The organism is Symplocastrum torsivum (assembly GCF_059505465.1).
Genome location: NZ_JCACKQ010000120.1, coordinates 118,684 through 132,666, shown reverse-complemented (window position 1 = coordinate 132,666; position 13,983 = coordinate 118,684). Strand labels below are relative to the sequence as shown.

Here is a 13,983-nt window from a genome sequence, read left to right as displayed (position 1 = left end):
TCTGCATACTCAGCTAATTCAGAACATCAGCAAAGTCTACTCGTGAGTTGTGCCATCAGGCATAATTGCGCCACTAAGCTTTGCATTAGTCAAGATAGCTCCACTTATATTTGCTCCCTTGAGATTTGCTTTTTCTAAGTTTGCTCTCTCTAAGTTTGCCCCACGAAGATCTACTGAAGCAAGATTTGCTCCACTTAGGTTAACTCCAGCAAGGATAGCCCCACAGAGATTAGCTCCACTTAAGATTGCCCCACTCAGGTTCATGTACTGAAGATTCACTCCAACCAGATTGACCCCACTCAGATTAGCGCCGCTAAAATTTCCCTGAAGCAGTTGAGTGTTTTGTAGGTTTGTACTACTCAGGTCTACCGCAGTAAAATTCCCACTTAGTGTTGTTTTCGTTAGGTTAGCGCTACTTAGGTTTGCTGGCGTTAGCTCTCCTGATAGTATTGCCTCACTCAAGTTGGCTCCGCTTAGATTTGCCTGAATAAGTCTTGCATTAGTAAGATTTGCTTTGGTTAGGTTTGCCCTTTGCAAGTTTGCCCCACTAAGATTTACTTTGGCATTACTTAGGTCAACACTAGCTAGGTTTGCCTTTATCAGTGACACATTAGGAGCAATCAAGTAAGCACCAGCTTCAACAGGGTCAAAACCTGCGGGGAAGATAGTTGCTGCATTGCAAAGCGCTTGCTGGAGATTGATTCCTTGAAGATTTGCCTCTTCTAGATTTGCTCCTAATAGGTTTGCATTGCTCAAATTAGCATTACTAAAGTCTGCTCTTTTCAAATTTGCCTGCTGCGATAGGTTAGCCCCGCTAAGGTTAGCTCTACTAAGGTTAGCCTCAGTCAGGTTGACTCTAGAAAGGATTGCTTTACTTATGTTGGCTTTACTTAAATTAGCTCCACTCAGGTCTGCGTAACCCAAGTTAGCACTACTAAGGTCTGTTTGTATAAGTTTTGCTTTTCCTAGATTTGCTGACTCCAGCTTTGCCTTATGAAGCTTTGCCTTGCTTAAATTAGCTTCGCTAAGATTCGCGCTAGATAAATTTACCTCGCAGAGTTTAGCTCCTCTCAAATTGGCACCACTTAGATTAAGACCATTATTTAAGGACTTTCCACTTAGATTTACTCCAGCGAGATAAATCTCAGTAAAGTCCCGTTCTCCTTGTTTACACCTCTCCAGAAATTCTTCAGCACTGATAGGCGTTTCGTGACTCTCTTCCTCAGCTACATAAATTCTGTTGAGCAGCCACATTATTCTCTCTGTCTTAAATTCCTCATCATTGAAAGCTGTAGGATTTTGCTCTTCTACAACTGCATCAATCTCCTCATCTTTGTCAGCTTCAGTCGTTTCAGCATTCACTTCAACTTCAGCAGGATGTACCACTGATTCTGTTGAAGCTACCAATTCTTGACGCTGTTGCTGTTCAACCCGTTCAAAAAACTGCTTCACCGTCTCGGCATCGTCAACACTTACAGATTCAGCTACACCGTTAGGAGTCTGGACATCGTCCAAGCAGTTGCTAAAAGTCGGCAGTTGATCGAAACGCTGTTGTAACTCCGAAACCTGTTCCCTCAACGGTTCTATCTGCTGCAACGCTTCAGTCATTCCGTCAAACTGGCGTTTCAGCCCTACCATATATTTCGACACGATATTTTGCCGCTCTTCGAGTTGTGAAATCCTCGCAAGCAGAGACGTTATATCTAGTTCTGTGTCAGGCATATTCTTTGATATCCAGGGAAGGTTATTCCCATTTTGTGCGAATAGCACTCTCTCCCAAATCCGCTAAATCACTGAGATTTATAGGCTTGAGGCTGACGGAATTTGTAAATATCTTGAATCGCCTGTACCCAACCATCAGAGACAGATTCTAAAAGGCGATCGCCTTTTTCCTTCGTCGCCACTGTCGCATCACCCAACACCCCACTCTGGGTTAAGTCTCGCGTCACCCAAGCAAAGGGCAATTTACCTTCCATACTCAGCAAACTGTCTTCCGGTAAGCCGTGCGGATACTCAGCTACTGCTCTTTCCATCTTCACCTGTTCCGGCAAAATCGAGAGCAATAAGCTAGTTTCTGCATCGCCAGCATGGATACCAAATTCCAACTCCTTCGGCGACAGTAACTCCTTAGCAATGTGCGGCACTCGCCAAGTAAATAAAGGGAAAACCAGGAAATCCTCATACTTCTGATGAATATCCCGTGCAGCAATTTCCATCACTTGAGGCTGTCCGCCGTGAGCGTTCATCAGCACCAACTTCCGAAACCCAGAGCGATAGATGCTTTCAGCCATTTCTACGAGTACAGTCAAAAGCGTTTGTGCGCTTAAGGTAATCGTGCCGGGAAAATGCCAATGCTCATTTGATTTCCCATAGTACAAAAGAGGCAACGCATAAGCTGGTACAGATGAATCGAGCTTCGCTAAAGCCTTGCCAAGGACAGAAACTGCGATCGCACTATCTACAATAATCGGTAAATGTGGCCCATGTTGCTCAATTGCCCCAACAGGCTGAATAATCACCACATTTTCCTTATCCGGCATTGCTTGAATATCAGTCCAAGTCAGATAAGGAAAAAAGCGATCGGGTGGAATAAAGCTGTGCATCATTGGGTTCAAAATTTAGAGTTGTTCGTCTATCCTAAGGCGTGTTTTCAAACCCTTCGATCCCCCCCTGCCCCCCCTATGCATTAGTCGCATCTTTCTTAACAATCCACAACGGTTACGCTGTCTGGGTTGTGAGACCAAGCTTCAAATTGCTTAACTTTAGCTGCTGCTTGGTCATCCAAAAGCTTAAATCATCACTCGGCAAACGAGTTACAGAGCAAGACATGAGTATTCTAGGCAAAAAGATCGGAGGAAACAGGAGCAACAATGAAAGGATGGGCAGATAGCGAACTACAATTTGCTGACTTGGGCGATGCACGCCGGAACAAACGACTAGTTCGGCTTGTGGAAGACTTGGCAGCCCAACCGAATGCCAGTGTGCCGCAAGCCTCGGGAGACTTAGCCGCAACCCAAGCCGCTTATGACTTTTGGAGTTCTCCACGCATCAAAGCTGAAGCCATCCGCCAAGCCCACCAACGCAGCACAGTAGAACGAGTCAAACAGCACTCCACCGTGATTGCGATTCAGGACACTACAGAACTGAACTTCACCCATCATCCCAGTAAGAGAGGCATGGGTTACTTGGACAATACTAGTTCACGAGGGTTAAAACTCCACTCCGTGTTCTGTAGTAGTGCCAACGGAGTTCCTTTAGGCGTATTACATCAACAAGTCTGGGCGAGAGACCCCGCCGAACTCGGTAAAAAATATCAGCGACACAAAAAACCCACCCAGGAAAAAGAGAGCCAGCGTTGGTTAACCGCTTTAGATGCCACCCAGAATTTGATTCCACACGAAACCGTTGTGGTAACGGTAGCTGACCGGGAAGCTGACATCTATGACTTATTGGTGCTACCGCGTCACCCCAGCTCACAATTGCTCATTCGTGCCACTCACAACCGTCGTGTCAAGCGTGATGCTCAAGCGGAACAAATCGAGCGCTTGCATCAAGTGATTGAGCAAACGCCTGCTTGTGGTTAGTTAAGTTTAGAACTCAGACGTCATCCAGAACGTGAAGCTCGCTGTGCCACCCTCACCCTCCGAACGACCACCCTGGAGTTGCAACCGCCGCAACAACATCCACCGCCTGAGCATCTGGAACCTGTGAGCTTACAGGTGATTCTGGCTGTCGAAGAAAACCCGCCCCCTGGAGTGAAACCAGTCAGTTGGTTGTTGTTGACCACTCTGCCTGTTACCTGTTTCGAGGATGTGGTTCAAGTCTTGCGTTGGTACAGTTATCGTTGGCTGATTGAGCGCTATCACTATGTCCTCAAGAGCGGTTGTCGCCTCGAACAACTGCAACTGGAGACTGGCGAACGCCTAAACAGGGCTTTGGCTACTTACACGATTGTCGCTTGGCGGTTGTTATGGATTACCTATCTGGCGCGTTATCACCCAGACCTCCCTGCTGACACCGTACTAGCCACCCATGAGTGGCAAGCGCTCTACTGCACTATTCATAAAACTCCACAGCCACCCCCATTCCCCCCCAGCTTACACACCTGTGTGCGTTGGATTTCCCAACTTGGTGGGTTTTTAGGACGCAAACATGATGGTGAACCTGGGGTAAAGACGATTTGGCAAGGTCTGCGACGACTGCACGACATTGCACAAACTTGGATGCTAGTCTCCACTACTTCTTCTACTTGTGTCAAGTCTTCCTTTGTTAAGAAAGATGCGACTAATGCATAGCTTAAAAAGGGGGGAGAATTCAGTCAAAGTCCCCCCTTTTTAAGGGGGATTTAGGGGGATCTGAATTTAACGGGGAAGGCAAGACAACACGCCTTAGTCCCTAGCCTCTAACCTAATCGCCTCAATTAACTGGTCAATCTCTGCGGGTTGGGTAAAGTAGTGGACACAAGCGCGAACACAATCCGGGTCAAGGATAGTTCGGAGCATGAAACCCTGCTGTTCGAGAGAATTTACCAGTTGTTTGTGGGAGTGTCCATTGGTTAAGACAAAGGAAACCAAACCCGCTTTTGGGGGTGATGTAGCAAGAGTGCGAACGTTATCTAACTCAGATAAGCGCTGCCAGAGGTACTCACTTCTTTTGCAAATTTGCTCGTAACGTTCTTGAGGTGTTCCCCATTGCTGATGAGTTGCGATCGCTTCTCGTAGTCCTGCATACAGTGGGTAAGCTGAGGTTGCGACTTCAAACCGCCGTGCATCCGGCTTCCAGCCTACGGGTTTACCTACTTCATCTATAACAATTCCCCGCCAACCACTAAACGTGGGGCTAATGCTTTCCAAGGCATCCGGTCGTACATATAAACCACCAATGCCCTCTGGCCCGCACAACCACTTGTGACCTGTAAAGGCATAAAAGTCTGCTCCTAGTTCTGTCAAATTCAAGGGTAGGGAACCCGCTGACTGTGCGGCATCAACTAGAACTCTGATTAATTGGGTACTCGCAGAATAGTTGCGACAAACTTCAACAATCTCGGTAACTGGTAAGACTTGACCTGTATTCCAAAGCAAATGACTCAGTATCACTAACCTTGTGCGAGGTTGTAGGTGTTGAGCAATAACCTCTGTCGGGTTTCCCTCATTCAGGGTTTCCATGATTGGGCAGGTAGAGACTTCTACCTTAAACCGACGTGCAATTTCTTGAGCCGTGGCAACAACGCCGGGATGTTCACAATCGGTGAGAAGTATATGGTCACCTGCTTGCCAATCAATTCCCCACATGGGAATATTGCAGCCGACTGTGACATCTTCAGTAAGCGTAATCGTTTCTACAGGTGCGCCAAATTCTGATGCGATCGCTTGTCGCGTTTTGTTCCCTTCCTCCATAATCCAAGCATTGACCCCTACTGAAAAGGGTCCATTGTGCTGGATATAGGTATAGGCTTGTTGGATTGCCTCCAGCGAGGCTTGTGGCAATGTGCCTTGACCTCCAAAATTAAAATAAGCTTTGTTGGCTAATGCCGGAAATTGCTGCCGATGGCGTTCAAGCTGTGTTGCTGCCGGATAGATGCCAGTCATAGAACGATTCAAAAGAGGACAAGACCTTTCATTTTATCGTCCGGCTTCTCTCGCAACCGTCAAGACAAGCTTGCCAAGTACTGCCAGAAATTAGCATGCGATCGCTTTTGTTGTAATCCTGATACCCTTCTCTATTATCTTTTTAAAACGAATATTTACTTTTTTGATTGTAAGAATTATTCTACTTTCAATTAGAATTTACGTAATTTTTAGGTTAATGAAGCCAAGAATAATTTTAAAGCAAAACTTAAATTAAATTGCGGCTTCTAAGCTTTTATGCGTAGGTTATCCAGCTATTTTACCTAATTAATCTTTATAAATATTGAGCTACTGTAGAAGATGCTGAGGAAAAAATATTTTTTTCATTCCTTGGAGTTTTTTTAGTTCCCTTTTAAATAGGGATTGGGGCATCAAGGTGAAATTTCTGGTATCCAGTCGGTTAATTACTAGTCCTTTATAAAAGAACTGTAATGTCACCGCACTCGATATAACTCAGATATAGTAGGAGTGACCTAAAATTTGATATCGAGTAAACCGACAAATACTTGCAGTATAACTTGAGTGCATCTCCCCATTGTTCAAGGTAATTGTTACTTAAGTCGGCAAAACTTTAGGGTCAGTAAAGAGGTAGGTAATTCTGACCATTACTCCATTAAAGTTCAAAGGCAATAAATTCGACGCTCTGGGGATTTTCCGAGGTTAGAGTCTTGGGAAATCTACGATTCAAATCAAGAGCTAGGAGGAGCGATCGCTTATTCAATTAGGATTAAGCGCTTCCATTGTAGTGGGAGCTATTATCAATTCATTAATTAGTCTTAGGAACTTACTCAATGCTCGGACTCGAATTGCTAAAGGAACAGTCAATTAGTCAACCTTATATGCCTCGTCCCAAGAACCGTCGATTCTCACCCTTGCAATGGTATTACAAATTACCGATTCAGAGTAAGCAAATTACTAGATCGTATACCTCCCAATTTATTTCTATCTTTGGACTTGTGGGTGTAGGATCTGTGATAGTCATAACAGCAGGACGCACTCAGTTAGTTAACCAAGCGAAAGCAGAACTAGCGGTTACTGAAATTAATTACAACATCAAAGTCAACCAAATGGGCTTTGGCTTTCGGGGTCAATCTGATAATCCGGCTATTGTTGCTGCTGCAACTTACAATACTGAAGGCAAATCCCTGACACCAGCGATACAAGAACAAGTCAAACAGATTCTTCAGAATGAGATTAAGGCTCGTAATATTGAATATGCCACTCTAGTTGGCAAGGATAAACGTATTATTGTTAATGCTAATGATAATAGAACAGGCGAAACGTTCGATCCTAATAATTTAGTCAGTCAAATTTTCAAGAACCCAGAGCAAATTAAAGCAAGTGGTCTTGTCAGTTGGAATGACTTAGCTAAAGAGTCGCCAGCCTTACCTCAAGGTTTTGTGAAACAAGATGCACTCATTCGTTACACAGTTACGCCCATAAAAGAACCAGCGAATGGCACTGTTATTGGGGCTTTGGTTTCCGGAGATATTGTGAACAACAAGTTGCCAATTGTCGAGGAATCATTAAAGGCTTTCGGTAGCGGCTACAGTGGCATTTATCTGCGTAAACCGACGGGGGAATTTGTCCTAGCCACCTCTTTAGACCAAAAAAAGAAAAATAACTCTACACAAGTACAAGTCAATCACCCCTTGCACGACGCTACACTGCTAAAGCAAGCTGTAGCGGATTCCGGACAGGTAGTCACAAGACGAGTTCATCAACCGGGAGAACAAACCTATACGATGGCTGCCAAAGCCTTGCTTGATTTTAAGGGTGAGCCTGTTGGTATTTTGGTGAGAGGAACTCCAGAAATTGCCCTTAATGCACTGATCCAAAAAAGTTTATTGCTACAGGTAGTTATTGCTACCTTGGCATTAGTAGCAGAAATACTCTTAGTGAAGTTGCTGAGTAAGACAATTGCTCAACCGATCAAAAAACTACAGCAAGCAACTCAGGAATTTGCGAATGGCGATCGCCAAGTCCGTGCAGAAGCGCTGTGCAACGATGAACTTGGACAACTAGCCCAAACGTTTAATGAAATGGCAGAGAGTATCGTTGCCTCTGAAAAATTTCTTGCACAACAGAGCCAATTCCAAAAAGCCCAAGCTGAGCGTTCCTTGGTACTTGCAGAATTTACCAGCCGTATTTATAAATCTTTGAATACAGAGGCTATCTTCAGCATCGCGGTTGACGAAATCCGAAAGGTTTTGCAAACAGATCGTGTAGTTATCTATCGCTTCTATGAAGATAGACACACTGGGATAGTCTCGGCAGAATCAGTCGTACTTGGCTGGCGTTCAGCGATTGGGCAAGTCATTTATGACCCACTCACAAAAGAATCGATTGACAGGTACAAAAATCAGCGTGTCTCCGTTTGCAATAACATTTATGAAGTAGGCTTCTCACAGTGTCATTGTGAAATTCTAGAAAGCTTAGAAGTCAAAGCCAATATGGTTGCGCCAATTTTGCAAGGCGGCGAACTCGTGGCTTTGTTGTGCGCTCATCAATGCTCTGCCCCTCGAAACTGGACGTATGAGGAAACTGCTTTATTAAAGCAATTGGCAGCTCAAATTGGGCTTGCCCTCAACCATGCAAGTCTGCTTGAACAGCTAGAGCGATCGCGTCAGGAAGCAGAATTAGCACGTCAGGAAGCGGAATCAGTCTCCAAACAAGTCGAACAAGCACGTCAACTTGCAGAGTTAAATTCACTTGAGCAACGCCAGCAAAAAGAAGCACTTGAGCACCAAGTACTTGCTCTCCTTGATGATATTGAAGCAACAGCTCAAGGTGACCTTACAGTTCGGGCTGATGTAAGCGAAAGTCAACTTGGTACAGTCGCTGACTTTTTCAACCTGTTGATTGAGAATCTGCGGGAGATTGTGGTGCAGGTAAAACAAGCCTCGGCTCAAGTCAACACCTCACTTGAAGAAGATCAACAGGCAGTCGAGCAACTCTCCCTTGCAGCATTCAAGCAGAGTTCAGAGGTTACCCACATCCTGAACTCTGTAGAGCAGATGATGTATTCCGTTCAAGTCGTGGCAGAAAATGCCCACAAAGCTGCTGCCGTCGCTCATACTGCCGCTACAGCAGCAGAAACTAGTGGAGCCGCTATTGATAGCACAGTAAATAAAATTGTGAATTTACAAACAACGGTAGTAAAAACGGCTGACAAGGTAAGGCTTCTCAGCGATTCCTCCCAGCAGATTGCCAAGGTAGTTTCCTTAGTTCAGCAAATCGCCTTGCAAACCAACTTATTAGCTGTAAACGCTGGTATTGAGGCGAACCGTGCAGGTGAGGAAGGGGAAGGATTCCGAGTGGTTGCTGCACAAGTTGGCGCACTAGCAACTCAATCAACTAACGCAATCAAAGAAATCGAACAGGTGATTGAAACGATTCAGCTAGGTACAAAAGAAGTGGTGGAGGCAATGGAAGAAGGTAGAACTCAAGTCGTTGATAGTACCAACCAGGTTGTCGATGCGAAGCAGAGTCTAGAGCAGATTTTTGAAGTTTCGCGTGAGATTGACGAGTTAGTACAATCAATTTCTGATGCAACTGTAGCTCAAACCCAAATATCTGAAGGCGTTACTGATTTGATTCAAGAGATTGCCGAAACTTCTAAACTGACGTCCGACTCCTCTCGTAAAGTCTCTAGCTCTTTACGACAAACCGTAGAAGTAGCCGAGAAATTACAAATGTCTGTTGGTCGCTTTAAGGTTGGCAGTGAAGAACATAGCTGAGAGTCCTCTGAGGAAAGAGTAGGAGGAGCAGGGGAGGCAGCCAGAGGTATCTTGTTAGTTGGTAGATCGGCTATCCGCCTGTTATCACTGTTATCAGCCATCTTAGGATCATGACGCTGAGCGCAGCTACAGCCATCACAATCAACAGCAATACTCCCAACAATAGAGCAAGAAACAACCAATCTACTCGTCGTTGTCTTTGTCGTGGAATCTCTAGGTGTTCTTCCAGCAAAGCAATGTTTTTCGCATTAGCCTTCCAGGTTACATCCACTAAATCTCCTACCACTGGTACAGAACCTGCCACTGTCTCAAACAGGATATTCGTCACCATTTGCACCATCAGGGAGCGTGGAATACCTAGCCGTGCAGCTTCCAGAACAATGTAGGCTGAAAGACCAGCTCCGACAAAATCACCAGCTCCCGGTAATAGACCGAGTAAGGGGTCAAGACCTACACGATAACGTGTGCCTGGAATGGCGATCGCATTATCAAGCACATAGCTCAACCGACGTATGCGCTGAACAGCAGGGGTATGGGCATCAATTGGCTGACGAGAAGGCTGGGACATTACACAGTTAAGAGTGAGTAAGTAGTAGAGGCAGATTGACAACATGGTTGGTGATTGAACAATCTTGCTCACCTACCCGTACATGGATAGTATCTACAACACTACAGTTGTGGAAACAAAATGTACTTTACAACATATCAAGCCCTAAGCTGCTCTCTCATTTAACTTGGATGGCACTTACTTAAGAGCCTGGAAATAAATTTCCGGCTCAAAGCTCTAAATAGCTAAAGCTTACTGGGAAAGTCTTTCAACCCGTTTTAACGGGTTTTAGCTTTTAGCCCAAACTTTAGTTTAGGGCTTAAGTCAGTGCCATTCCATTTAACTTACTTGCTTTAAGTCATTCGTTGTTGTTGGCAGCAGACTCTTGTCAGTTAAAAGTCAGCCATAAACAAAAGTGACAAAATTTAATATGTAATTCCAATACACTTCAGCTTTTCAATCCGGTTCACGAAGAAGCCCATGTCCTCACTTTCACCCAATTATTAATTTTAAGAAACAAAATTTTTAAATTAGGCAGTAGGTAAAGCAAAGGAATATCCAAGAAAAATCAAACCTACCCCAAAAACGGCACAAAAGACAAGGAAAACAAACTGATGGAATATATAACTTTGAGACATTTCTAAAGATGCCAGTTTTAAAACTTAAGTAGAGGTTATAAAGCTTATGTTGTCTTCAGATCTGGCTTAAGCCCTCTCTCTTTTGCCCTAAATCCTGTAGCTGACTTCTGTTCCCCTAGATATGGGTATATTTGCGTTTTAGAGTGCTTGGCAGCACTTAAGAGGTTTAAGAGAGAAACTTCCACACAACAAACAGATACCTTCTCTTGAACCTTTCTTTTGCAGTCTCAGTCTAAAGGCTCAAGAAAATAAACCGGTGAGGGGGAACCCACAGGTGTCAGTCATACCTGCCGAGGCGTCAAACAATGACCTTGCTGATAACCAGTCCGAATCCGATACTGAGTTGGTACTCCAGTGCCAACAAGGCAACCAGCATAGCTTTCGCCAACTGTACCGACGTTATTCTTCGCGAGTGAGGTCAACGCTTTACCAGCTTTGTGGTGCTGAGGCTCTAGATGATTTAGTACAGGAGGTTTTCTTACGAGCCTGGAAGGGTTTGCCCCAACTGCGGCAGGCTGCCCAATTTTCTACGTGGATTTATCGCATCTGCTGGAATGTTGCCTCTGATCAGCGGCGCAATTTGCAAAGGCAACGTTCTTTTAACTCAAAGCTCAAAGCCGAAACAGATAGCTTGTCTTTACAAAACTCAAAATCCCAAGCGCCTGACTTGATGCACTTGCACTATCAAGACATCATTCAGCGAGGACTACAGCAGTTGAGTTTTGAACATCGTGCTGTGTTGGTGTTGCATGACTTGGAGGACATCCCACAAAAGGAGGTGGCACAAATCTTGGGCATAGCCGTTGGCACAGTTAAGTCTCGCCTGTTTCATGCTCGAATGTCCCTGCGCCAATATATCCAGCAACAAGGAGAGATGCTATGACTCAGTTTCCAGACGATGAGAAACAATGGCAAGAGTTTCTGCGCCAACATCGCTCCACACCACCTCCAGCTAAGGCTGATTTAGAGGAGCAGCTAATGAACGCGGTTGAGAAATCTCAATCACCCGTCAGTCGGCGGTTGTGGACAGTGCCACCCGTAATTGCCGCAGGTTTACTGATGGCTTGGAGTGGCTACCGTACTCTGATTCCTTTTCCAGAGTTATCTAATTCAGCAAGCTTGGAAGCTTTCTTAGAGAACAATTGGGAAGGTGTTGTCGGAGAAACCTCAACGTATTCGCAAAGCAATAATACACAAACTGATTGGATGCTATATGCCAAAACGGCACCATAAGCTATTTTGTCAAGAATGAAACGTTAACAATCCAGTATTTGAGTTGAACTTGGAACGTTGAGAGTTGACAGGTTAAACGAGAAGGGAGAGAGGACAGCTCGACTCTACAGATAGGGCTGAACCAGGGCTTCGCTATCATCAGTATTAGGAGTGCCGTGAAAAGAAGCGGGATAGAGCATGAGATTGGAAAAAAGTCCTTTTCTTCCCTTGTTCCTTGTCAAAATCTTTGACTCTAAATTTCCAGTAATTTTCTCAACTCCAAACAAATCATAGGCTATTTCCATGTTGTTACGTCGTGTTTCTATTTGGTCAGTTCTCCTGCTTGCGATTGGGGGCGTTGTTGCTCTTGTCAATCCTAAGCCGTTGACCTCACAAATTGAGCAAAACGTTATAGGTCAAGCCCGTCCGAATCAGGAGGGCCAAAGCCTTGTGGAAGAACTCAATCTTACCCCCCAGCAAGAGCAGCAACTGAAAGCTATTCAGCAACAGTATAAAGATCAGATGGCTCAACAGCGCCAAGAATTGCAGCAAGCCCAGCAAGAATTAAGTGGGTTGATGGCAGGGACAGCCTCACAAGGGCAAATCCGTGACAAGTATCGTGAGGTAAATGTATTGCGGCAGCAGAAGGGAGAATTACACTTAGAAAGTATGTTAGCGATACGAGAAATCCTGACACCACAGCAACGCCGGCAATTTGCTCGACTGATGCAACATCAAAAGGGAAATTTCCGCGCTGACAGACCAAACTAGAAGAGGGTTAGAGGAGTGAGGTTTATTTACCTCCACGGTTTTGCTTCGAGTCCTGAGTCAGCAAAGGCAATCTATCTATGCGATCGCTTCACAAAACTTGGCATTTCTTTAGAAGTTCCTGACCTCAACCAAGGTGACTTCTCCCACTTGACGATTACGCGCCAGCTTACTCAAGTAGAGGCAATGTTGGCGAACGCCGAGACACCTGTAACGCTAATTGGTTCAAGTTTGGGTGGTTTAACGTCTGCTTGGCTAGGGCAACGGCACTCCCAAGTTCAACGACTTGTCTTGCTCGCTCCTGCATTTGGCTTTCTCTCGCATTGGTTGCCTAAACTTGGAGCAGAACAATTACAACAGTGGCAGACATCAGGATATCTTCAGGTTTACCACTACACAGAAGGGCGATCGCTTCCCTTGCATTATCAGTTTGTAGAAGAGGCCCATCAGTATCAAGACTCGCAGCTATTGCGACCAGTACCGACACTGATTTTTCACGGACGCAAGGATGAAGTAATCCCAATTGAATCGACACGCGACTATGCTCGTGAGCGTCCTTGGGTGCAACTAATTGAACTCGACAGTGACCATGCCTTGACTGACGTGATGCCAGAGATTTGGCAGGCAACTCAATCGTTTTGCCAGCTATCGTGAAGGAGACTGGGGATTGGGTTTACAATCGAAAAATTAGGGAAAGGGCTTCAACCTCGACCAATTTTTGGACATTTTTCCCAGTTGCCAAAGTGTTTAGCCGCTTATGCGTGTTGTCATCCAGCGAGTCAAATCTTCTCAGGTTGAGGTGGCAGGTGTTGTTGTTGGCAAAATTGGACAAGGACTCAATCTCTTAGTAGGGATTGCCAATACTGATACCGAAGCCGAATTGGACTGGATGGCACGAAAGTGCTTAGACTTACGCCTATTTCCAGGTCATGAAACTGGCACTGATCGATGGGAAAAATCTGTTCAGGAAATTGGCGGTGAACTATTAGTCGTCAGCCAGTTTACCCTCTACGGTGACTGTCGCAAAGGACGCCGCCCGTCATTTTCTCAATCAGCCGCACCAGAACCAGCACAACAGCTATACGAACTATTTGTCGAGAAGTTACGGCAAAGTGGTTTGCGCGTGGAAACGGGTCAGTTTGGCACAATGATGCAAGTCTCAATTGAAAATGATGGACCCGTAACGCTACTGCTAGAGCGAGAGAAGGGGTCAATATGATCCATAGCAGTTTCCTGGAAATATGAAGTATAGCTTAGATCTGTGAAACCTAGACAGAACAAGGAAAACAAAAAAGCTGATAGCTGACGGCTTTCTGCTATTTTTGCTCAAAAATCACCCAGTTAGGTGAATCGATAAGGCGAGGTCGTATTCCATGCGCTGCTCTTAGCCTGGAAAGTAGTCCACAACGAAGATCGTAATGACGCGACTACGGAACTTATAAGTATCAGAT

11 protein-coding genes and 1 pseudogene are annotated in these 13,983 nt (G+C 45.1%); 7 read left to right on the top strand and 5 right to left on the bottom strand.

Going from position 1 to position 13,983, the window contains the following annotated elements:
* Positions 1 to 36 precede the first annotated feature (36 nt).
* Positions 37 to 1,722 (bottom strand): pentapeptide repeat-containing protein, encoded by a 1,686-nt coding sequence (locus AC5JL3_RS29235; RefSeq protein WP_496077789.1) that lies wholly within the window; start codon positions 1,720 to 1,722, stop codon positions 37 to 39.
* 68 nt (positions 1,723 to 1,790) lie between these two features.
* Positions 1,791 to 2,603 carry a creatininase family protein gene (locus AC5JL3_RS29230; RefSeq protein WP_496077843.1) on the bottom strand — a complete coding sequence of 271 codons (813 nt, stop codon included), beginning with the start codon at positions 2,601 to 2,603 and terminating at the stop codon, positions 1,791 to 1,793.
* A 267-nt stretch (positions 2,604 to 2,870) separates the two neighbouring features.
* Here AC5JL3_RS29230 and AC5JL3_RS29225 point away from each other — a divergent pair.
* A pseudogene (locus tag AC5JL3_RS29225) lies at positions 2,871 to 4,295 on the top strand (IS4 family transposase).
* 93 nt (positions 4,296 to 4,388) lie between these two features.
* Here AC5JL3_RS29225 and AC5JL3_RS29220 read toward each other — a convergent pair.
* Positions 4,389 to 5,588, bottom strand: coding sequence for an aminotransferase class V-fold PLP-dependent enzyme (locus tag AC5JL3_RS29220; protein WP_496077788.1), 1,200 nt, complete (start codon positions 5,586 to 5,588; stop codon positions 4,389 to 4,391).
* An 830-nt stretch (positions 5,589 to 6,418) separates the two neighbouring features.
* On the opposite strand from AC5JL3_RS29220, the gene AC5JL3_RS29215 reads away from it, so the two are divergent.
* Complete coding sequence (locus AC5JL3_RS29215; RefSeq protein WP_496077787.1) at positions 6,419 to 9,367, top strand: methyl-accepting chemotaxis protein; 2,949 nt, start codon at positions 6,419 to 6,421, stop codon at positions 9,365 to 9,367.
* 70 nt (positions 9,368 to 9,437) lie between these two features.
* Here the strand turns inward: AC5JL3_RS29215 and AC5JL3_RS29210 are convergent, their stop codons facing one another.
* Entirely contained in the window at positions 9,438 to 9,935 is a 498-nt protein-coding gene (locus AC5JL3_RS29210) for a DUF4112 domain-containing protein (RefSeq protein ID WP_496077786.1), read from the bottom strand.
* 891 nt (positions 9,936 to 10,826) lie between these two features.
* Between AC5JL3_RS29210 and AC5JL3_RS29205 the strand changes: the two genes are divergently transcribed.
* The gene (locus AC5JL3_RS29205) at positions 10,827 to 11,435 is read left to right on the top strand and encodes a sigma-70 family RNA polymerase sigma factor (RefSeq protein ID WP_496077785.1); all 609 of its coding nucleotides are present in this window, start codon (positions 10,827 to 10,829) and stop codon (positions 11,433 to 11,435) included.
* A complete protein-coding gene (locus tag AC5JL3_RS29200) occupies positions 11,432 to 11,785 on the top strand; it encodes a hypothetical protein (protein ID WP_496077784.1) in 354 nt (117 codons plus the stop codon). Before AC5JL3_RS29205 ends, AC5JL3_RS29200 begins: the two co-directional genes overlap by 4 nt.
* 104 nt (positions 11,786 to 11,889) lie before the next feature.
* Here AC5JL3_RS29200 and AC5JL3_RS29195 read toward each other — a convergent pair whose 3' ends face one another.
* Positions 11,890 to 12,069, bottom strand: a complete 180-nt coding sequence (locus AC5JL3_RS29195; RefSeq protein WP_496077783.1) for a hypothetical protein — start codon at positions 12,067 to 12,069, stop codon at positions 11,890 to 11,892.
* Between AC5JL3_RS29195 and AC5JL3_RS29190 the strand changes: the two genes are divergently transcribed.
* The 3 genes from AC5JL3_RS29190 to dtd all read left to right on the top strand — a co-directional run bounded on the left by AC5JL3_RS29190 (position 12,068) and on the right by dtd (position 13,751).
* Positions 12,068 to 12,535, top strand: a complete 468-nt coding sequence (locus AC5JL3_RS29190; protein ID WP_496077782.1) for a Spy/CpxP family protein refolding chaperone — start codon at positions 12,068 to 12,070, stop codon at positions 12,533 to 12,535. The two genes, AC5JL3_RS29195 and AC5JL3_RS29190, sit on opposite strands and share 2 nt — an antisense overlap.
* Positions 12,536 to 12,550: 15 nt before the next feature.
* A complete protein-coding gene (locus tag AC5JL3_RS29185) occupies positions 12,551 to 13,186 on the top strand; it encodes a YqiA/YcfP family alpha/beta fold hydrolase (protein ID WP_496077781.1) in 636 nt (211 codons plus the stop codon).
* A gap of 103 nt (positions 13,187 to 13,289) precedes the next feature.
* Positions 13,290 to 13,751 carry a D-aminoacyl-tRNA deacylase gene (gene dtd, locus AC5JL3_RS29180; RefSeq protein ID WP_496077780.1) on the top strand — a complete coding sequence of 154 codons (462 nt, stop codon included), beginning with the start codon at positions 13,290 to 13,292 and terminating at the stop codon, positions 13,749 to 13,751.
* Positions 13,752 to 13,983 lie beyond the last annotated feature (232 nt).